The 21,832-nt window shown below is 43.9% G+C and carries 16 protein-coding genes and 1 other RNA gene; 7 read left to right on the top strand and 10 right to left on the bottom strand.

Translation table 11 applies throughout. The features are described 5' to 3' along the window. The 3 genes from JC525_RS15775 to ssrA all read right to left on the bottom strand — a co-directional run. Positions 1-628, bottom strand: a 628-nt coding sequence (locus tag JC525_RS15775) for an integrase arm-type DNA-binding domain-containing protein (protein WP_233095237.1), incomplete at its 3' end; no start/stop codon positions are given. Between the two features lie 115 nt (positions 629-743). Continuing rightward, positions 744-2,072, bottom strand: a complete 1,329-nt coding sequence (locus tag JC525_RS15770) for an IS4 family transposase (protein WP_198816679.1) — start codon at positions 2,070-2,072, stop codon at positions 744-746. 120 nt (positions 2,073-2,192) lie between these two features. Beyond that, positions 2,193-2,551, bottom strand: a transfer-messenger RNA (tmRNA) gene (gene ssrA / locus JC525_RS15765). A gap of 380 nt (positions 2,552-2,931) precedes the next feature. On the opposite strand from ssrA, the gene JC525_RS15760 reads away from it, so the two are divergent. Then, positions 2,932-4,155 carry an NADH:flavin oxidoreductase/NADH oxidase family protein gene (locus JC525_RS15760; protein WP_198816678.1) on the top strand — a complete coding sequence of 408 codons (1,224 nt, stop codon included), beginning with the start codon at positions 2,932-2,934 and terminating at the stop codon, positions 4,153-4,155. 110 nt (positions 4,156-4,265) lie between these two features. On the opposite strand, the gene smpB is transcribed toward JC525_RS15760, so the two are convergent. Next, positions 4,266-4,745 carry an SsrA-binding protein SmpB gene (smpB, locus tag JC525_RS15755; protein WP_014949307.1) on the bottom strand — a complete coding sequence of 160 codons (480 nt, stop codon included), beginning with the start codon at positions 4,743-4,745 and terminating at the stop codon, positions 4,266-4,268. Between the two features lie 145 nt (positions 4,746-4,890). Here smpB and JC525_RS15750 point away from each other — a divergent pair, with 145 nt between their 5' ends. Next, on the top strand, positions 4,891-5,322 hold the full coding sequence (locus JC525_RS15750; protein ID WP_198816677.1) for a type II toxin-antitoxin system RatA family toxin: 432 nt from the start codon (positions 4,891-4,893) through the stop codon (positions 5,320-5,322). Then, on the top strand, positions 5,319-5,666 hold the full coding sequence (locus JC525_RS15745) for an RnfH family protein (RefSeq protein WP_198816676.1): 348 nt from the start codon (positions 5,319-5,321) through the stop codon (positions 5,664-5,666). Before JC525_RS15750 ends, JC525_RS15745 begins: the two co-directional genes overlap by 4 nt. A 78-nt stretch (positions 5,667-5,744) precedes the next feature. Here the strand turns inward: JC525_RS15745 and JC525_RS15740 are convergent, their stop codons facing one another. Both JC525_RS15740 and JC525_RS15735 read right to left on the bottom strand, forming a co-directional pair. Continuing rightward, on the bottom strand, positions 5,745-6,221 hold the full coding sequence (locus tag JC525_RS15740; RefSeq protein WP_198816675.1) for a MarR family winged helix-turn-helix transcriptional regulator: 477 nt from the start codon (positions 6,219-6,221) through the stop codon (positions 5,745-5,747). A 30-nt stretch (positions 6,222-6,251) separates the two neighbouring features. Further along, complete coding sequence (locus tag JC525_RS15735) at positions 6,252-8,222, bottom strand: BCCT family transporter (RefSeq protein WP_198816674.1); 1,971 nt, start codon at positions 8,220-8,222, stop codon at positions 6,252-6,254. A 319-nt stretch (positions 8,223-8,541) separates the two neighbouring features. Here JC525_RS15735 and JC525_RS15730 point away from each other — a divergent pair, with 319 nt between their 5' ends. Continuing rightward, complete coding sequence (locus JC525_RS15730) at positions 8,542-11,244, top strand: TonB-dependent receptor (protein WP_198816673.1); 2,703 nt, start codon at positions 8,542-8,544, stop codon at positions 11,242-11,244. A 172-nt stretch (positions 11,245-11,416) separates the two neighbouring features. Further along, positions 11,417-13,387 (top strand): tetratricopeptide repeat-containing sulfotransferase family protein, encoded by a 1,971-nt coding sequence (locus tag JC525_RS15725; protein ID WP_198816672.1) that lies wholly within the window; start codon positions 11,417-11,419, stop codon positions 13,385-13,387. A gap of 165 nt (positions 13,388-13,552) precedes the next feature. On the opposite strand, the gene JC525_RS15720 is transcribed toward JC525_RS15725, so the two are convergent. Then, on the bottom strand, positions 13,553-14,017 hold the full coding sequence (locus JC525_RS15720) for a hypothetical protein (RefSeq protein WP_198816671.1): 465 nt from the start codon (positions 14,015-14,017) through the stop codon (positions 13,553-13,555). Between the two features lie 183 nt (positions 14,018-14,200). After that, the gene (gene ppsR, locus JC525_RS15715; RefSeq protein ID WP_105931135.1) at positions 14,201-15,013 is read right to left on the bottom strand and encodes a posphoenolpyruvate synthetase regulatory kinase/phosphorylase PpsR; all 813 of its coding nucleotides are present in this window, start codon (positions 15,011-15,013) and stop codon (positions 14,201-14,203) included. A gap of 272 nt (positions 15,014-15,285) precedes the next feature. On the opposite strand from ppsR, the gene ppsA reads away from it, so the two are divergent. Beyond that, positions 15,286-17,658 (top strand): phosphoenolpyruvate synthase, encoded by a 2,373-nt coding sequence (ppsA, locus tag JC525_RS15710; RefSeq protein ID WP_198816670.1) that lies wholly within the window; start codon positions 15,286-15,288, stop codon positions 17,656-17,658. A 291-nt stretch (positions 17,659-17,949) separates the two neighbouring features. After that, positions 17,950-18,099 (top strand): hypothetical protein, encoded by a 150-nt coding sequence (locus JC525_RS15705; protein ID WP_198816669.1) that lies wholly within the window; start codon positions 17,950-17,952, stop codon positions 18,097-18,099. Between the two features lie 668 nt (positions 18,100-18,767). Here JC525_RS15705 and JC525_RS15700 read toward each other — a convergent pair. Together JC525_RS15700 and JC525_RS15695 are read right to left on the bottom strand one after the other, a co-directional pair. Then, positions 18,768-21,029 carry a molybdopterin cofactor-binding domain-containing protein gene (locus JC525_RS15700; protein ID WP_198816668.1) on the bottom strand — a complete coding sequence of 754 codons (2,262 nt, stop codon included), beginning with the start codon at positions 21,027-21,029 and terminating at the stop codon, positions 18,768-18,770. After that, the gene (locus tag JC525_RS15695; protein WP_198816667.1) at positions 21,026-21,532 is read right to left on the bottom strand and encodes a (2Fe-2S)-binding protein; all 507 of its coding nucleotides are present in this window, start codon (positions 21,530-21,532) and stop codon (positions 21,026-21,028) included. Before JC525_RS15695 ends, JC525_RS15700 begins: the two co-directional genes overlap by 4 nt. Between the last annotated feature and the right edge of the window lie 300 nt (positions 21,533-21,832).

Here is a 21,832-nt window from a genome sequence, read left to right as displayed (position 1 = left end):
GAAAAAGTGATCGGATAAAACCGAAACGACCGATCGGATTCACCGAAATACGCAGGCGCTGTGATAGGCGTTTTACTGTTTCTAAACTTCCTTTAGCCTCAATTGGCTTAAGTAAGTCGATAATTTGAGGGGCAGTAATAGCACTGACCGGAACTTTCGATATTGAAGGGAATATGTGTAGTTCTAAAGAACGCCAGATATCAACGGCGTAGTCAGGTGTAATATCGTCCTTTTTAATTTCAAACCACTCTTTAGCTACGTTACTAAAAGTATGCTGGTGGACAGACTTGTATTCCTGCTGCTGACGCTTTCGCTCTTCTTGAGGGTCAATGCCTTGGGCAAGTAACTCGTTTGCTTCAAGCGTCGCTTTACGAGCATTCGCTAGTGATAGGTCAGGGTACTTACCTAGACTGAGATTAGCTCTTTTACGGCTGGTAGGTCTGTAGTAATTAAATATCCAATTTTTAGAACCATTTGGCTTAATACGAAGTCGCAGGCCATCACCATCAAACAGGTTATATTCTTTTTCGCTTGGCTTTGCAGATTTGATTTCTTTATCAGATAGCCGTGTAGTAACTTTTGCCATAATGGGTACACCAATTTCATCTAGTTTGCGTAGTGTACCCAATGGTGTACCTAAAGATCAAAGAAGCTAGAGGAAGTCATTGAACGTTAAAATACGCTAAGTTATTGATTTTACGTTGCTGTGGGCATAAAAAAAGACGTCATAGGACTAATGCCAGTCAGTTAAGCTGACTGGCATTTTTCTTTTTAGCGGGGTACTTACTCGGTTTGGATTTAACACACCGCGGATATAACCTGTCCTCTCGCCGTGTCGGTAGCTCGTAGTAAGTGAGTTGATTGATAAGATTTTCATACAACACGGGCAGCTTCCCTGGGCTTGTAAGCCCTGTTGTAAGAAGGAATGCAACCACTGCGCTTGAGCATCCGCTGAAGCTTAGCTGATTAGGCCAGATGCCTTTGCGTAGTGCAGCTTCAGTCATTGCCACTCGTATCAGGTTATAAGCCAGCAGTAATCCCCATAACTCCTGCTCAACCATATCAGGCCGCTTACTCCGAAGCGTGTATTCACTATTCAGTAGCGTCTGCTTCATCTCTCGATATCCTAATTCAATTTCCCAACGATGGCTGTATAAGTCTACAATCTCGTCACTGGGATAACGCATGACATCGGTAAGAGATGTAAGCATTCGACACTCTTTTCCTTTAATTTTCTTTGTAATTAATCGCGCTTCAAGCTCATTGGGAAGTGTGGGGAATTTCTTTCTCGCTTGAGATGTGGTTGTTAGTTTTACCCGTTTATCTACACGGCTATAGCTCTCTAATACATCAAACTGGAGGTCTTTTCTGGCGGGTATCATCCAGTGTCTTTCTTGTCCCTCACTATGCCATTGATGGAGTAAGCCCAACGAATAAAAGCCACGGTCAAACATAGTGAGCGAGTTATTAGGCGTATCTTCAATTAGCTGCTCTGCTAGCACCATTTCGTTAGACTTATATTTATCGAACGTACTGTTTATAAGTTGATGACTTGTCAGCTCCATCTGGCAGACCATGCGAATCTGAGGAAAGGCTGTATCACCATATTGTGTGCTACCAGAGCCATATTTTTCACGGTTCTCTGAGGTATCTGACGTTCGCCAAACGACACCATCGACACCAAGTAAATTCAAGCCGTTCCATGTTTCGAATTTATTCTGTTGATACCAATGTTCCGCCATCTTTTTAAAAGACTGTTTAACTGCCTCAGTTCCCAAGCGCTGTCGCGCCTGAACCATAGCGCTTGGCGCTACGAGCGGTGCTTTACCGGGCAATGCAATATCCATCTTAGTAGCAATATTCCACACTGATTCTTGCCTAAAAAGACTCATTCCCATGACACACCACATTACCGACTCAAGCGGTAAGCGACGTTTTCTAACGGTTGCAACACCTGCTTCAACAAAGGCCTCGTCGATAATTGAAGGGTCTAAGAAAGTTGAGAGTTTTTCAAATGAGTGAAACTGGGTACTGGCATTGAAAGCAGTATCTAACGCTGTTTTGATATCCATAAAAAAATCCGATGGCGAATGCTCATCGGATTTTTACATCTATAAAAGATCGGTCAACCGATCGCTAAAATATTTCTTAACTGATCGGCATTAGTCATAGGACGTCTTAATTTATTGAATTGGTGGAGCTGGCGGGATTTGAACCCGCGTCCAGAAAATGTCTACCTTTGGTACTACATGCTTAGTTTGTCATTTATTTAACTGCTTGGAACTCCGACAAACAGGATTTCCTTGCAGCTGGCCTGATACTATTTCGCGGTTCACCCTCAGACAAGGTTCCCTCGCTATCCTACTTGGATGACCTTCCGAATCCCCGCTAGCAGGAAAAGACTAGGGTGGAAGGGCCTATGCCGGTTATTAAGCGGCTAGTGCGTATGTTTCGTCGTTTGCGACTATTTAAATGCGGCTTTTTAAGAGGCAAACCGCTCCTCTGCATGCACCTCCGGCTTCCTAGATCCTGTCGAATCCTAATCAGCCCCGAGTGTGATTGTCAATAATAGCACATTTGCTGAGTGGTTAAATACATTCTTTTGAAAATTGCTATAAATTTTAAGGGTTTGGCCATAAAACAACCAAAAATAACATTTATCTTTTCAAAAGGTTACACGGTTTTGTTAAAACGAAGACGTTTCACATCAACGCAGTCTATCACTGAGCTTTAAATGAGATGTGGCCTTTTAGTCATTTTTCAAGTGCTGGCAATGAAAATAGAGAGAGAAGCGTAATAAGGCAGGCATTTTGATTATTATAGGTATGATTAATTGAGTTAATTTTTAAGGTAAAAATAACTAAGTAAGGATGCAATTAGCATCAAGAACAATTAAAGTACCTCTGCATAATGAAAAGGCTTGTAGTGTAAATGTCTTCAGATTCTATATTGTATTCTCCGTATACCTTGCCCTGTGGCATAACGGTAAGAAACCGACTTGTTAAAGCTGCCATGGAAGAAAACATGTCGAGCAAGGGAAACATACCCGGCGAGTCACTTTATTCTCTTTATCGGTATTGGGCTCATGGCCATTTAGGTATGGTGATCACTGGAAATGTCATGGTCGATAGAACTGCTATGACTGGACCAGGTGGCGTTGCACTTGAAAAAGATACTGATCTTGCGCCATTTAAGAAATGGGCAAAAATTATTAAGTCGAACGGTGCACTAGCAGTGATGCAAATTAACCACCCTGGAAGACAAGTCTTCAAGGCTATGCGCGGAAAAGCGATTGCACCGTCTGCCGTACCGCTTGATATGGGGAAACATTCGAAATTGTTTGCCCAGCCTCGTGAAATGACATGCCAAGATATTCACGATGTCTGCAAACGTTTTGTTCAAACAGCGAAGCAAGCTGAAAAAGCAGGCTTTGATGGTGTGGAAATTCACGCGGCTCACGGTTACCTGCTAACGCAATTTTTATCGCCTCTTACCAATCAGCGTCAGGACGAATGGGGCGGATCTATCATCAATCGCGCACGCTTGCTGATAAACATAGTGAGTCAGGTGAGAGCGGTGTGCGCGAAAGACTTCATTGTTATGGTAAAGCTTAACTCTGCTGATTTTCAAAAGAACGGTTTTTCATTTGATGATGCCTGTGAAGTAGTCAATCGGCTAGAGGCGTTAGGTGTTGATGTTGTTGAGCTATCGGGTGGCAGCTATGAAGCGCCGGCCATGCAGGGGCAAACCCGCGACGATACTACGCTGGCCAGAGAAGCTTATTTTTTAGAATTCGCCAACGTCTTAGAGAGCAAAACTGATATACCGCTTATGACAACAGGCGGTATAAAACGGGCGGAAGTCGCAGAAAAGGTTGTACAACAGGGCTGTGCGCTGGTGGGGTTAGCCAGTGCGTTAGCAATAACGCCGGATCTTTCGAAAAAATGGCAGCAAGAATGGACCTATTCGGGCATCATTCCTCATTGTACGTGGAAAGATAAATCACTCGCTAGCTTAGCCAATATGGCAATGGTACGCAGGCAGTTAAGGCGATTAGGAAATAACCTCACTACGCTTAGAAACCCCTCGCCGCTGTGGAGTCTTATTCTCGACATGCTTCATCGCAAGAAAATGACTAAACGAGACGTAGGGTAAATGTCACGGAGTTCAATTCAGTACATTGAGTACGCGGATTATTCGCTAACAGCGTTGAATAGTTGTAGTGGCAACTAGGTTTTATAAGCGACAAGATGAAAAACACAGCGTTAAACGCTGTGTTTCATCATTCTTTCTTTTTGGCGTTGCCAGTCTTTGTCTTTTATGGTGTCACGTTTGTCGTGAGCGTGCTTACCTTTTGCTAAGTGAATTTCTAGCTTCACCCAACACTTTTTCCAATACATAGACGTAGCAACGATCGAATAACCTTGGCGGTCTCGTGCACCCATCAAACGGTCTATTTCACGTTTGTTTAGCAGCAACTTACGTGCCCGCTCTGGTGCTGCGATAACGTGTGTAGATGCTTGATTTAGCGGACTAATTCGGCAACCCACCAAATACGCTTCGGCATTTTGGATGATAATGTACGCATCGGTTATGTTTACCTTACCGGCACGAATACTTTTAATTTCCCACCCTTGAAGCTCAAGTCCGGCTTCGAACTTGTCTTCTAGGAAATAATCGTGACGCGCTTTTTTGTTCTGCGCGATATTTCCCGTGGTGTTTTTGTTGGCTTTATTCTTTTTCATGCTGGCTATTATACTGATTGTTCAAAGGAATGTCTTTAGTTGTCATTGTTATCTTATATTGGGGCATTTGGTTCAAAACCGAATACAAGCTATGCAATTTTTCTGTGATACAATATCGTGATGAGTTTTAACGATAGTAGAATCAATGCCAAGTATTCATAGAAGCGCGCTAGTAGCACACAGCGCAGAAGCCATGTTTAACTTAGTCAACGATGTAGCTTCCTACCCCGAGTTTTTGCCAGGTTGCGCAGACAGCAAAGTTCTCGACACATCAGCCCAAAATATGAAGGCGTCCTTGCTCGTCGCCAAGGCGGGAATTAAGCAGTGGTTTACCACTCACAACGTGTTAGAGCCAGGAAAGAGTATTCAAATGCAGTTAGTCGACGGACCGTTCCGCTCACTTACCGGAGGTTGGACCTTCTCTGCACTTTCTGAAGAAGCCTGTAAAATCGAACTTAATTTAGAGTTCGAATTCAGTAATAAGCTAGCAGAAATGGCGTTTGGTAAAGTATTCAATAGCTTAGCGAGTAGTATGGTGACAGCTTTCACTGAGCGGGCTAGGAGTGTCTACGCATGAGTAATAAACTCATCAACATAGAAGTCGCATACGCGCTGCCAACGAAACAAACAATTGTTGATGTTGCTATTCACGAAAATGCAACTGTTGAAGAGGCGATTAATGCGTCAAACATTATCGAGCAGTTTCCTGAGATTGATTTAAAAGCGACCAAAGTGGGCATTTGGAGCAGAGTTGTAAAACTGCGAGATATTTTGACAGACGGTGACCGAATTGAAATTTATCGCCCACTTATTGCTGACCCGAAGGAAATTCGAAAACGTCGCGCTGAAAAAGCAAAAGAAGAAGGTCGTGCAGATAAAATCACAGGTGGAAAGGTAAACCCGCTTAAAGCCAAGTCGTGAATTTATTTACTTAATAGCTAAAACTTAGTAATAAAAATGGCCTTCGAAATGAAGGCCGTTTTTTTAATGTGATGCATGCTAATTTTTTTCCGAGATACTTCCCAATTCCAAAAACGGAGATGCATCAATATTCTCAGCGTCCATCATACTTGCTATTCGTTGAACGGTAGCGACCATCTGGCTTTGTTCCCACTCTTTAAGCTGGGAGAAACGCTCAACAAAATGCTCTTGAAGAGGGCGAGGGGCGTCAACAACAGCTTCTTTACCCCTTTCTGTAAGATAAACGCCAACTTTACGTTTATCTTGCGTACTTCTGATGCGCGTGGCCAAATCTCGTGATTCTAGCCTGTCTAAAATATTAGTAATGGTCGCGGGGCTTAAATTAATATTTTCCGCTATTTCACGAACCATGATGCCAGGACGCTCTTCAATATTTTGCATGACTAAAAGCTGTGGGCCGGTAAGACCCACATGCTTGCTTAGCTGTTTGCTTCGTAGATCTACAGCGCGAATGACGCGCCGTAGTGCTACTAATAGTTCTTCTTCTTTTCGCATTATACTTCCAACGAATAAGTAACCTTATGGTTACTTAAGCAAGTGAATAAAATGTTGGTGCTTGTGATAGTGATCGATCACGTCATTAATGACCGAAATCTTAGACCAGCCCATAATATCATAGTTTTGACCGCCTTCAGACAGATGCACCTCGGCTCGATAGTACGTCGCCTTTTTATTTTCGTCTAGTTCTGATGTATCACTGGGTCCAAACTCAGGCTGTTCTGTCGGCACAAGATAAACTGCGTAGACAAATTCGGGGTCGTTACCCATATCAACGGTGAGGACAAGTGCCTCGTCTTTATCTTCTATATTTATGTCGAATTGCTGCGCTTTAAATTCGTCACCTACTTCGGTAAGTGCCGGCTTAACCACTTTATTCACGTAACGACGAACCGCACTTTCATCAGGAAAAGACACGATATTCTCTAGGCGTTCTTTCCAATTTTTGTCCGAATCACTATGTTGAGGCGTACCTGCCATTACTTGTAAGCTCTCGCGTTTGTAGGCTTCTACTCGCAAGGCTTTCAGTAACCCGAATATCGAGATAAGCAACACAATTGCGAAGGGTAAAGCCGCAGCTATCGTCATTGTTTGTAACGCACCTAGACCACCGGCGTAAAGTAGTACTGAACTAACTACACCTACTCCCACGGCCCAATAAACACGCTGCCACAATGGTGTATTGTTTTCACCATGAGAGCAAAGCATATCTACAACCATTGCACCTGAATCGCATGATGTGACAAAGAATACAATTACCATTAGAACCGCGATAAAACTCAGTACCGAAGAAAACGGGAACTGCTCTAAAAACACAAAAAGCGCCACGGATGTATCTTCGTTAACCATTTGTGCCAGTACATCTTTGCCTTGAACAAGTACTTGGTCGATAGCGGCATTACCGAAAACTGTCATCCAAAAAAGCGTGAATGCCGACGGAATTAGAAGCACACCCAGTACGAACTCACGGATAGTTCGACCGTAAGAGATTCGCGCTATAAATAGCCCTACAAATGGCGCCCACGCTAACCACCAACCCCAATAAAATATGGTCCAACCGCCGATCCAATCTGTTTTTTCGTAAGCAAACAAGTTGAAGGTGTTACGAACTAAATCGGACAAGTAGGCACCTGTATTTTGCATAAAGGCTTGGAGTAAAAATACTGTGGGGCCCAATACTAAGACTATGAGAAGTAATATTATCGCCAATATCATGTTTGTCTCTGATAAACGGCGAATGCCTTTTTCTAGCCCCGTAGTAACTGAAATTACAGCTAGACCCACCACGCCAGCCATGATAGCGATTTGCACTCCGGTATTTGAGGGCAGTCCAAATAAGTAGTTGAAGCCTGCATTTACCTGAGATGCGCCAAAGCCCAATGAGGTAGATACACCAAATACCGTTGACGTTACCGCAAAGATATCAACAACGTGACCAGGCCAGCCGTAAATCCGATCGCCAATCAAAGGATAAAGGGCAGAGCGCAGCGTCAATGGTAAATTCTGACGATAAGCGAAGTAGCCTAAAATAAGTGCTACTACTGCATAGATGGCCCACGCGTGAACGCCCCAATGGAAAAAGGTGGTTTTCATCGCCTCACGTACGGCGTCAATACTCTCTGCTTGCGCTGTAGGAGGTGCTAAAAAGTGCATTAACGGCTCTGCGACACCGAAAAACATCAAGCCAATACCCATGCCAGCAGCAAACAGCATGCTAAGCCATGTACCAAAACCGAATTCTGGCGTGGCATGGTCTGGACCTAACTTAATTTCACCGTAGCGAGACATGCCCAAAAAGACGACGAAAACCACGATGACTGCAACAGTAAACACGTAAAACCAACTCCCATTGGTCACAATCACACTTTGCAATTGTTGGAAGAGAGCATCCGCTGTTTCCGGAGAGCCAGCAGCAAAAATCAGCAAACAGAGGATTAATGCTGACGATGTTAAAAACACCGGTTTGTTGAGAGGGGACTTCTTTTCGTTTTCGCTCACGCAGTAATTTCCTTTCACCTTTCATAGTAATTATCAGTAATACGATGAAATATACCGCATGGAGCATTTTTTATAAACATCAAATGAAATAATTAGCTTTGTATGTATTTATTTTTCAGATGGCGTTTGCTTCATCTTTATCGAGCATGAAAAGCTTCAAAAACTATACTTTATGCTAACTTTTAAAGATATTGGATTAAAAATTAATAGTTAGAGTAGTAATTATAATTCTGTTGTGTATTTTAATATAAGACCTTTTTGATAGGTATTTTGAATAAACACTGGTTAAAATAAAAACTAATGAAGGAAACACACACAAATGCGAAAAACTCAGCTTAGCTGTGCAATTGTCGCTGCACTGGCTACCACTCCTCTGGCCGCGCAAGAATCAAAAGCGCCGGCTAAACTCGAAACAATAGAGGTCACCGCTACTAAGCGTAGTGAATCTATACAAGACGTTCCGGTCGCAGTTACCGCGCTCAACGGTAAAGCACTAGAAAATCTTGGTATAGATAATTTCCAAGACTATGTTGAATTTTTACCAAATGTGGTATTCCAAGGAACCGGGCCGGGACAGAATGAAATCTACATTCGCGGTGCCGCAACAACCCAATCTAATATCATGTTGTCGTCTGTACAGGCCTTACAACCGTCAGTTGCTTTCTACCTTGATGAAATGCCAGTTTCCATGGCAGGGCGTAATTTAGATGTCTACGCTACTGACGTTCAGCGGGTTGAGGTACTTCCTGGGCCACAGGGCACATTGTTCGGTGCAAGCTCTCAGGCGGGTACTATTCGTTTAATTACGAACAAACCCGACCATACGAGCTTTGCTACAGGCTTTGATACAAATATCGGCTTTACCAAAGGCGGTGAAATGAGTAACTCGGTTCAAGCATATTTTAATATGCCGCTTACCGACGACTTGGCTGTTCGAGTTGCTGCGTACAACGATAAACAAGGCGGCTGGATAGACAATGTAATGAATGTGCCTGGCGAGGGCGGATACATTGGAAGCGCCGTGGTTATTGATCGTATTTCTGGTGGGCCGTTGGCTGATCCAGTGGCCATGGATGCTAACAGAATTACCAACCCGAACATTAGTTCTAATACCGAAGCTGCAGTCGTTTCTCCACAAAATGATGCATTGGTAGAAGAAGACTTCAATGATGCAATGTATACAGGTGCACGTTTTGGTCTGTCTTATCATTTTAATGATAACTGGGACTTGCTTGTACAGCACACCCAGCAAACGTTAGATACAGAGGGTGTATTTGCGTACGACCCCACACTTGAAGGTGAAAGTTCTGCTCTACGTTTCCAACAAGAAGAGAACAAAGACGAATTTGGTTTAACTACGTGGACGCTTGAAGGACGCTTAGAAAAGCTGAACGTTGTATATACCGGTGGCTACTTAGACCGTGAAATTGATACGCTAGCAGACTACACAGGGTATACAAACGGCGGTTTATTTTCTGCGTATTACGTGTGTAACCACTACGATACGCCTGATAACACAGCTGATGAGCGCTGTTTAGATCCAACCAAATACTATAAAGAAGACACGTCTTCTACCCGTAATACCCATGAGATACGTTTCAACACCACCATGGATACGCCATGGCGAGTAACTGCCGGATTGTTTTATGACGAACAAGAGGTAGCAACAGTAGGTCAGTTCAAGATTGCCAACACTGAAATGACGACATTTGGCTTTGATAACCTTCAACGTACCCTAGTAGGTAATGAAGGCATTAACAGCGATGGTGGCCCTTTCCCTTCTGAAGTAAGCTTTATCAACGATATTACGCATACCATTGAACAAATCGCTGTATTTGGTCAGCTGGAATACGATATTACCGACACGGTTACTGCAAGTATTGGTGCCCGTTGGTATGAAATTGATGATATCTACGTAGGCTCAACGTCAACTGTTGACGTAACGCGACGTATTCGTGCATTTGGTACGCAAGACCCCGATGAGCTTGCAGCCGTTGGTCTAGACCCTAAAGCTGTTGCCGCCGCTATTCAAAGTGGGCAGTTAGAGGTAGATTTGCTTGACGATAACGGCGTGTTAACCGTTGACGACACAATCTTTAAGTTCTCGCTAGACTGGAAGGTTAACAAAGACATCTTATTGTTTGCTAATTATTCAGAAGGATTCCGACCACCAGTTACTAACCGCGTTGGTGGTGGTCTGTCAAATAACCAGTCTGGTAAATTCGAAAACTTCCGTATTCCTGTATATTCCACAACGGATACGCTGGATAACTATGAATTGGGTCTTAAAGGTGACTTTTTTGATGGCCAATTCCGTGTAAACGCTACGGCCTATTATTCTGAAATTGAAGAGCTGCAAACGTCGCGCTTCGACCCTACAAATATTTCATTCTTGGTATTCACTGATAATGTGGGTGATGCAGAGATTAAAGGTATTGATGCTGACATGACGTGGCTTGCCACTGACGACCTAATCATTAATGCTGCATTTAGTGTGTTAGATACTGAACTTACTCGCGTAAACTCGGAGCTTGAGGGTATTGCGGCAGGTGTAGGTTCGAAGCTGCCATACTCAGCGGATTTCTCTGGAAACATCAACGCGCGTTATTTCTTTGAACTAGAAGGTGATAAGCGTGGGTATGTTAATGGATCTGTAAGCTATACCGGCGACCGGTTGGCAGGCATGGTTATGGATGCCTACGTAATGGAGGATGCAACGTCCCTTATTTATGGCACAGGCTCAGGTCTTAAGATTGAACAAGAGGCTGGCGTGTTCGAAGGGGTAACGTATGCCGACTCAAATGGTGAAACGTTCCGCGGCGGCCGTTACGTGCAAGAGTCGTATATTTTAACCAATCTTGCTGTTGGTGTAACAAATGACGTTTGGAAAGCCGAGCTCTACATTGATAATGTATTTGATGAGCGTGCTATTTTAAATATTGATACCCAGCAATTTACGCCGAAGGTAGTAACAAATAGGCCTCGTACTATTGGTCTTCGTTTTTCATACGATTACTATTAAGGCTAAGTTAGTATAGCTAGATTGGTCATGTACGATTAGCGTATAACGTTATGAGGCAATGCGCTTTCCGTGTTTTTATCATTTGAAAGCTGCACGGCCTCAAGTTTAAAACGGCTAACTCTCTGAGTTCGCCGTTTTTTATTTTACGCTGAATTTAAAGCAGGCGTTTTTAATGACACTAGAAGAACAAAAAGAAATACAGCAGTTAAAGCAGTGGCTTATGCAATCACAGCATCAGGCCGTCATTTCTGGGTGCAATGACATACTACTACGCGCTAAAGAACAGTTGGGGGTAAGCCAAAACACCCTTAAAGAGGTGCTTTATTTAAAAGCCGTGGCATACCGTCTATGGGCTGATGTAAACAGCGCCATCGAAACGTTAAATGAACTGATTGCTTACGTTCCCAATTATGCTCGCGCTTATCAAGAGCTGGGCTATTGCTATTTAGCCTCTGACAGCAAAAAGGCTGCCCATAGTTTTTATCAGGCTACACGATTTAACCCTGCTTTATTAACTGCCTGGCTCCAGCTTGAAAAAGTGTACAAGGCAGATAATCAACCACAAGCGCTCGCGCTTTGTCAGCAGCAAATTGCATTTCTCACATCGTTACCCAAGCCGTTACTAGGCGCTACAGATTTAATGCACGAAGGGCAATTGCACAAAGCCGAACAAGTGTGTCGACAATTTCTAGCCGGTCATGAGCATCATCCAGAAGCAATGATGTTGCTTGCTGAAATTGGTATTCAATTAAAAGTTTATAGCGACGCTGAATTTTTATTAGAAAGCTGTGTAACGCTATACCCAGAAAATGATAGAGCTGCCGCTGCCTACCAAAGCCTTTTGTCTAAGCTTGGAAAGTTCCCTGATGCCGCAGCCGTTGCGAAACAGCGACTGAAATACGCACCTGATAACTTCACCGTGAAAGTAGGCTTGGCTCATGCACTCGTTGGTGTTGGCGAACTAGAGCAGGCAATTGACATCTATCAAGGGCTTCTTAGAGAGAACGAAGATAGGCCGGCAGTTTGGGTGGCACAAGGACATGCCCTAAAAGCTAAAGGTGATATTGGCGATGCGATAAAGGCTTATGAGAAAGCCATTTTATTTCAAAAGGACTTTGGCGATGCGTATTGGAGCCTAGCCAATACGAAGACCTATCGTTTTAGTGATGAATTACTAAGGAAAATGGTCTCGTTGGTAGATTCTGAAGCGACAAAATTGGATGATGAAGTTCATATTTGCTTTGCTTTAGGAAAGGGGTTTGAAGACAGTGCGAACGCCACCCGCGCGTTTGAGTACTATGAGCGCGGCAATAAACTTAAAAAGCGTACGCTACAGTTCGATATAGTTAAAACAGAGAAGGCATTACAGGCTCAGCAGCAGGCTTTTACTAAGGAAAGCTTCCACAAACCAAAAGGCTGCCAAGCGCCCGATCCTATTTTTATTGTTGGTCTTCCTCGTGCTGGTTCAACACTCCTTGAGCAAATTTTAGCGTCGCATTCTCAAGTCGACGGCACTATGGAACTGCACGATGTATTAGGAATCGCGTCGTCAATCAGCCATCAGTCTACGCCTTACCCGTTAAACGTGTCAGCATTGTCTGAAGATACGCTGGTAAAACTCGGTGAGCAATATATTCAGCAGACCCAAGCCTATCGACAAGGCGCGCCGTTCTTTATTGATAAAATGCCTAACAATTTCATTCATATTGGGCTTATTAAAAAGATCCTGCCCAACGCTAAAATTATCGACGCGCGAAGAAACCCAATGGACTGCTGTTTTAGCGGCTTTAAACAGTTGTTTGGTGATGGGCAAGAATTTAGCTACTCCCTGACTGATATTGGCCGGTATTATAAAGCCTATGAAAAGCTAATGGACCACTGGAATAAAGTGTTGCCAGGCGAAATTCTGACAGTACAACATGAAGATGTGTTAGATGATTTAGAAGGGCAGGTTAGACGTCTATTAGACTTTTGTGGCCTAGAGTTTGAAGAAGCGTGCTTAGCATTTCATAAAACCAAGCGCGTAATAAAAACACCGAGTTCTGAGCAGGTCCGTCAGCCTATTTACAAAACGGGAATGGGACAGTGGGAACCCTTTGAATCTAATTTGAGCGAACTAAAGGATATGTTCAACGTTAGTTAATAATCTGAGTGGCGAGCACGCTGTTCACTTGGTTAGCTGAATTAGCCGGCAAGAAGAGAATGGGTCGTGTTTTACGAACCTGACCCATCTTTTATAAGTGCCGGCTAAACGATTTTTATCAAGCAACGGTAATCTAGGCTATTACCCATAGCGCTTAAAGTCGAACTATGGCTGAAACGGTAAAGAAGATTGGTGAAGAATAATTCTTATCTTACCGTCGTCGCACTGTTTAAAAACAAAGCTCTTGTTTACAAAAATGTGGCTGTCATCTTCTCCGATAAAGTGAACATTGCATTGAACAATCGCAAGGTCACCGTGAAGAATAAAATCTTCTTTGCTGTACCATACTTTCACCCAAGGTTTTAACTTAAAGCCACTGTCGTTAGGGTAATCACTATTGCCACCTACGAAATAAGATAAAGCCCCTTCTTTGGTAGGGCGAAAAGTTTGCTGGCCGAACGTTAGTGTCGGTTTAAACAACACTTTGCCATTGTCATAATCATAGTTATCCGATAGCACTTGAAGCGAAAAAGCCTCAACATCTCCACCTTCCTTGTGTACTTTTCCTACTTTAACTACGTTATCGCACCAAGTAGAAAGTGCAGTGTGAACCATTTCATCAGTAAACATATGTGTTTCTCAAACTTAAAGACTTCATGACGTTATACAGTAACACTTTTATCAAAAAGTTATCGGTTAATTAGTCGCTTGCCGAACATAATTTGAAATATGTGTACCGACGATGTCTTACCTTGCGTTGACGCTGACAAGTGAGTTGGTTAGGCACGATACAAAAAACCGGCAATGCGTGCCCTAATATTTACGACGTTTAAGACCCGTTTCAGCCAATATCTTTGCCGAAATTTCTTCAATCGAATATTTAGTGCTATTTAGAAACGGGATTTTTTCTTTCCGATATAGGTTTTCTACTTCTCGAAGCTCCATTCGGCATTGTGGTAAAGACGCATATTTGCTGTTTGCACGTCGCTCCGAACGTATTTGATGAAGCCTATCGGCCGCGATGGTTAATCCAAACAGTTTGTGCTTAAACCGGCGTAACGCAGGGGGGAGTTTCAGCATGTCGCCCATATCTTCTTCGGTAAACGGGTAGTTTGCTGCTTTTATTCCGTATTGAAGGGCTAAATAAAGGCTCGTTGGGGTCTTTCCAGACCGAGAAACGCCAGTAAGGATGATGTCGGCTTCATCGTAATCTTTTAGGTTGGAGCCATCATCATTGGCCAGCGCGTAGTTTACCGCTTCTATTCTGATGTCGTAGGTGGTTTCATGAATACTGTGTGTGCGATGCTTTTCAGGTTTAGAAGGTACACCCAACACTTTTTCGAGGGGAGCCACAAATTGGTCGAGGAAATTATAGTTAATACCCACAGACTTAGAGATAATCTTGCGTACATCTACATTCACAATTGTATAAAAAACGAGCGGCCTTTCCCCGGTGTCTTGAAAACTTTCAGAAATTTGCTGCAAAACTTTATGAGCTTGTTCTTCAGTTTCAACGAAAGGGATGGTGTTGTGATTAAAAGAAACAGGGAAGAGTGAAAGCAGGGCGTGGCCGAAGACCTCTGCTGTAATGGCGGTACCATCTGATATATAAAAAGCTGTGCGCACAACAATTCCTTAACATTGGTGTAATTTAATTACAAAATTAATAAAGGGTTTACATTCCGAATTCCCCCATTCTAAGATGATTTCGTCGAAAAGCTACACGGTTCTTGTGAATGGCGACAAATATCAACCTATTTGCCGTCATACTGAATGAACATGGGTAACGGTGGGATTCACCACCAATCGACGAGAATTTGATGTGTTTCAGGTAATAAAAAGCACAAACCTGAAGCGTACCTCATACCCTACACATAAAAAAGCTGGAGGCTTGGGCTGTGCAAGAATACGTACTTTGGTATCAAGAACTGGGCATGCATGATGTGGGTCGCGTAGGCGGCAAAAATGCATCATTAGGCGAGATGATTTCAAACCTGGCTAACGCCGGAGTGCAGGTGCCGGGCGGCTTTGCAACTACCGCTGAAGCATTCAATGAGTTTCTAGAGCAAAGCGGCTTGGAAGCAAGGATCCATGAAGTATTAGACTCGTTAGATGTAGACGATGTGAATGCGCTGTCTGAAGCGGGCAAGAACATTCGCCAGTGGATCATCGACACGCCTTTTCAAGGGAAACTAGAAGAAGAGATCAAAACGGCGTTTGTGACCCTTCAAGGCGATGCAGGCGAAGAAGCATCATTTGCTGTACGTTCATCTGCGACTGCTGAAGATATGCCTGATGCGTCGTTCGCTGGCCAACAAGAAACTTTCCTCAACGTTAAAGGTTATGAAGCTGTGCTTGTGGCAATTAAGCACGTGTTCGCATCACTTTTCAACGACCGCGCCATTTCTTACCGCGTACACCAAGGTTACGACCACAAAGGCGTAGCGCTCTCCGCGGGTATTCAGCGTATGGTGCGCAGTGATATCGCGTCGTCAGGCGTTATGTTCACCATTGATACAGAGTCTGGCTTTGAAGACGTAGTATTTATTACCAGCTCATTTGGACTAGGCGAAATGGTGGTGCAGGGTGCGGTTAACCCTGACGAATTCTACGTACATAAGCCAACCTTAGATAAGGGGTTACCGGCCATCGTTCGTCGCAACCTAGGTAGCAAGCTTACCAAAATGGTGTACTCAGACGATCAAGCACATGGTAAGCAAGTGTCTATCGTTGATATTGATGCCGCTGATAGCAAAACGTTCTCATTGACTGACGACGAAGTAATGGAACTAGCGAAGCAGGCACAAATTATTGAAAACCACTACAAGCGCCCTATGGACATTGAATGGGCGAAAGATGGCGCAGACGGCAAACTTTACATTGTTCAGGCTCGCCCTGAAACGGTACGTAGCCGTGAAGACTCGCAAAGCATAGAGCGTTTCCAACTGAAAGGTCAAAGCAACATCGTGTGTGAAGGCCGTGCAATTGGTCACAAGATAGGTGCTGGCGTCGCGAAAGTCTTAGACTCAATTGAAGAAATGGACAAAATTCAAGCGGGTGATGTATTGGTTACTGACATGACAGACCCAGATTGGGAGCCTATCATGAAAAAGGCATCTGCCATTGTAACCAACCGTGGCGGCCGTACGTGTCACGCGGCAATCATTGCGCGTGAACTAGGCATTCCTGCGGTTGTCGGTTGCGGTAACGCGACTGATAGCATTCAAACCGGTGACAAAATAACTGTGTCTTGCGCGGAAGGTGATACCGGTTTTATTTATGGCGATGAGCTTGAGTTTGATGTTGTGACATCACGTATTGACGCGATGCCAGACCTACCGCTTAAAGTTATGATGAATGTGGGTAATCCAGACCGCGCGTTTGATTTCGCTCGCTTACCCAACGCAGGTGTTGGTCTTGCTCGCCTTGAATTCATTATTAACCGAATGATTGGTGTTCACCCTAAAGCGCTACTTAATTTCGACAGTCAACCTGAAGAGTTGAAAGAAGAAATTAACGACATGATCGCAGGCTACGAGTCGCCAACGGAATACTATATCGAGAAATTAGTAGAAGGTATTGCGACGATTGGGGCTGCATTCTCACCTGAAAAAGTTATTGTTCGTATGTCAGATTTTAAATCGAACGAATATTTCAACTTGGTCGGTGGTTATCAGTATGAGCCTGATGAAGAAAACCCAATGTTGGGCTTTCGTGGTGCAAGCCGTTATATCTCTGAAGACTTCCGCGATTGTTTCGCACTAGAGTGTGAGGCTATCAAGCGCGTTCGTAATAAAATGGGCTTAACTAACGTTGAGATTATGATCCCGTTTGTTCGCACTTTAGAAGAAGGTCGTAGGGTTATAGAGCTACTAGAAGAGCAGGGACTTAAGAAGGGTGAAGATGGTCTTCGCGTTATTATGATGTGTGAACTACCATCGAACGCGCTACTTGCCGATCAGTTCCTAGACATTTTTGATGGCTTCTCAATTGGCTCTAACGACTTAACACAGCTGACGCTAGGATTAGACCGGGACAGTGGCTTAATTGCTCACTTGTTTGATGAACGTGATGAGGCAGTAAAAGCATTACTTTCAATGGCAATCCGAGCAGCGAAGAAACGTGGCAAGTACGTAGGTATTTGTGGTCAAGGCCCGTCTGATCACGAAGATTTCGCGGCGTGGTTGGTAGATGAAGGTATCGACTCGGTATCACTCAACCCAGACACGGTTGTAGAGACATGGCTCTACCTTGCTGAAAAGCACGGTTAACCACACGTTAGATGCCCGAATCAAACGGGCAATGATCTGACTTAGTTACAACGCGAATGCGATGATTAAAGAGACTTTTTAGTCTCTTTTTTTTTCTGGGTAACGTAACGCATTGAAGCGATTCAAAACTGTTCTGTGTCAGTAATACATTCCTTAAAAAAACTATGGTTATTTAGCAAAACTATACGATTTTTTCCACTGATGACATGACTTTATGTAATTAAAAATGTAATATTACAAAGTGACTTTCACATTGAATCTTAGATTAATAATTAACTTGGTTGAACTCTTATGGCACATAATGACAGCACAGTTTCAGTAAATACTTCTGAAGAAAATGTTATGCAATCACGCTCTGCGGCAGAGCTGCTGGCGGAAGCGCAAAAGGAAATTAACGAACTAAAAATGCAGTTGATGTGGATGGAACGCAACTACGAATAAATGCGGAGTTGATGTGCTCGGGCGCAAGTAGTCCGAGTTTTTGTGTGGGTATGAAATGATTTTTTGAAAGTTTACATTATTACTTTCATTTTCATTTTCTATGGCTTATCTACAAAGCATTGTGTTTCTTTCGCATTGCCTTCGATGTGCTAGTGTAATTACGTAACGTTAGCAGTATTTTGGGCGCAGGGAAGGAAACAAAAATTGCTTATCGATTCACGTTTTTTGACCAACCTGTAATCAGCAATATAAGAACCCTTTGTTAAGCAGCGCTAGTGTAATTCACAATCGGTCTAATATGCGCAGTTTTTACTTATGCAAGTTATGGTATTTCTATCCATTTTTTCGTTGCGTGCGTCATCATCTCCGTCGCATGTTTCTGCCTGAGTATCTACAACCGTTATTGCCTTTTCTCTCATCCTTAAAAGTTTTCAACTATTCCCTGAATCATTTGATTAGGATTTGGGTTTATTATTACTGTGAAAATAAGGGAATAAACCCAAGCCATCGTTATACTTGAAGCTGAAGATGTCACATAGGTACATTCATAAAAAAAGGGTAAACACATGTTGTGTCTACCCTTTTTTACTGAATTACAAGCACCGCTTTGACGTTTAATTTGCGGTGCTGGCAAGTGGCTCAGTTTTTAGGCCTTAGTACTTCTACCATTAGGCCTTTAGCTGGTTTCCGATAGGTAACTGACGAATACGCTTACCACATGCTGCAAATATAGCATTACAAAGTGCTGGCGCGTATACCGGTGTTGCCGGTTCGCCTACACCAGCAGGTGGTGCATCGCTTTCAACTATTTCTACTTCAACGTCTAACGGTGAATCGCTCATGCGCGGTACACGATAGTTGTGGAAGTTACTTTGCTGTACACGGCCTTTGTCGAAGGTAATACCGTCACTGATAGCGGTAGTGATACCGTACACCGAACCACCCTGGGTTTGGTTCTTAACGGTATCGGTGTTCACCACTGTACCTGCATCAATGGCAACCCAAGACTTAATAACATTAAGATCGCCAGTCTCAGTCACTTCTACTTCAACCACAGTGGCTACGTAAGTTAAGAAGCTGCGGTGTGCGGCAATGCCTAAGCCGCGCCCTTGAGGCATCTCTCGACCCCAGCCAGCCATGTCCGACACTTTTTCGATAACGTTACGTAGGCGGCCTGTGTCTAATGGATAGACCGACTTATCGCCCCAATAGTTGTTGTACTCGGCTTTCTGTTCGGTGACATCCAAAATTCGGTCAGGGCCGATAACTTCTAACAAGTAGTCTTTCGAATCTTTGCCTGCTTTGTGCGCCGCTTCATTAATGAACGACTGAACCGCAAACGCATGGAAGATGTTTGATACGGAACGCATCCATCCTATACGCGCTTTGGCGGGGGCTTCACCGCGCTCTAACTTCATGTTTGGCGTAAGAATAGGGTTGTCTGTAAAGCCCAAATCTAATTCAAAGCTGAACGGCGCGTTAGCACCTTCTTGAAAGGTAGAGGCAATCGGTGAAAACGCGGTTCTGTGGAGATAAGCGTCAATTTTTCCATTTTCATCAAGGGCTGCTTCAACGTGCTGAGCAGAGACTGCGTGATAGAAACCGTGCTGAATATCATCTTCACGGGTCCATTGAACGCGAATTGGTTTACCCGTTTTCATTGAAAGGTATGCCGCTTCAGCAGAGAAATCAGGTTTAGACTTACGTCCGAATGCACCGCCTAACATGGTAACGTGAACGTTGATTTTTTCTTTGTCCATGCCAACCATGGCGCCTACCGTTTCCATGTCAGCTTGTGGGTTTTGCGTTGCGGCCCACACGTCTACGCGGTCTTTGTAGTACATGGCTGTAGCGCATGGTGGCTCCATCGGCGCTTGAGCAAGATGCGGCACATAATAGTCAGCAACAAGCTTGTCGCTGGCCTTTTCTAAAACACTTAGCGCGTCACCTTTTTCTCTAACAAGGGCTTGGGGGGCATTTACCGTGCTAAGCAACTGCTCTTTAAAGCTTTCTGAGTTATAGTCGCCGTTTGCTCCGTCATCCCAGGTGACTTCTAGCGCTTTGCGGCCCTGCCACGCAGCCCATGTGTTGTTAGCAATGACAGCTATGCCACCTTTCGGTTGGAACTGAGGCGCACCTTTCGGCGCAGGTATTTCAATAATGTCGACGACACCTTTAACTGCTTTTGCTTTTTCTGCGTTAACGCTTTTTACCTTACCGCCCACTACAGGTGGGCGTTCAATGATTGCAACAAGCGCTTTAGGTTCACGAACATCAGCTGCAAACGTGGCTTTACCGGTAACGATATCTTGAAGGTCGATATGCGCCATACCTGTATTGATATAACGCCACTCTTTTCTGTCTTTTAGCTTCAGCTTATCTGCTTCTGGCGGCGTAATGGTAAGCGCATCGTCTATTAAGTCTTTATAGGCCAGGGTTTTACCTGATGTGTGTGTGACCACATGCTGCGCGGCAACACAGGTATTTGGCTCAACACCCCAACGTTTTGCTGCAGCGTGTTGCATCATATAGCGTACGCTTGCGCCCATTTCACGTAGACGCTGCATATTAAAGCGAATACTGCGAGAGCCATCCGTGTTTTGGTCACCGTATTTAGGGTCGCCTTTACCCTGAATAACAATCACTTTGTCCCAAGAAGCTTCCATTTCGTCTGCGACTATTTGCGCTATTGCGGTACGGATCTGTTGACCCATCTCACTGCGATGACAGGTTACTTCAACCATGCCGTCAGGGCGAAGTGCTATAAATAAGTTTGCACGCTTTGCGTTTTCAGCTGGTTTCGCCAAAACGCCAGCCATCGCTCGTGGCGCACTGCCCACAAAATAGGTGCCAAGAACCAAGGCGCCTGCCGCTGCTGTGGATTTCAAAAAGCTGCGACGATTCATATCAAAATAGGTATTCTCGCTCATGCTTCTTCTCCCATTTGGCTTGGGTCGAAGTAGCTAACACCTGCATTGCTACTCATGGACTTCGACGCAGCCTTAATAGCTTTGTGAATGCGAGGGTAGGTTCCACAACGACAGATGTTGCCAGACATGTTCTGAACAATTTCTTCGTCGCTTGGTGTTGGGTTGGTGGATAACAAACTCGCCGCCTGCATGATTTGCCCGCATTGGCAGAATCCACACTGCGGCACTTTATGCTCTACCCATGCTTTTTGAACCGGGTGGTCGCCATTCTCGCTTAGCCCTTCAATAGTGGTGATTTTCTTACCCTGAACGGCTGATACTGGCAATACGCAAGAACGCTGCGCCATACCGTCGATATGAACCGTACATGCACCGCACTGTGCCATACCGCAGCCAAACTTAGGTCCCGTAAGATTTAATTCGTCACGAAGGTACCACAACACGGGTGTTGATGGGTCACCAGAAAATTCGTGTTTGTTACCATTAACGGTAAACGTGATCATGGTCTTGTCTCCATAGGTAAGCGAAAGATATGTTTAGGACCAGATTGATTAAAATTGGCCTACCCAAACAGTGCAGCGTATTTAAACGCATAACACAAAATCATATCTATACGGTTACATTGCCTGATGATACGAACTATCAAAGATGCTGAGCATACAGAGATATACGCCACTATTTTTATTGTTAAAGGCTTCGCAATTAATACTTTAGATTACGTTAACACGCATTGCATTTTTACGCATTTACATAAGTTTAGTTGCCAACTTGCTGCGACAAAATAATGAGGAAATCTTGGTAGT

It is taken from the genome of Alteromonas sp. IB21, from assembly GCF_016405965.1.
Lineage (GTDB): Bacteria > Pseudomonadota > Gammaproteobacteria > Enterobacterales > Alteromonadaceae > Alteromonas.
This window is presented reverse-complemented; position numbering and strand designations above follow the sequence as displayed.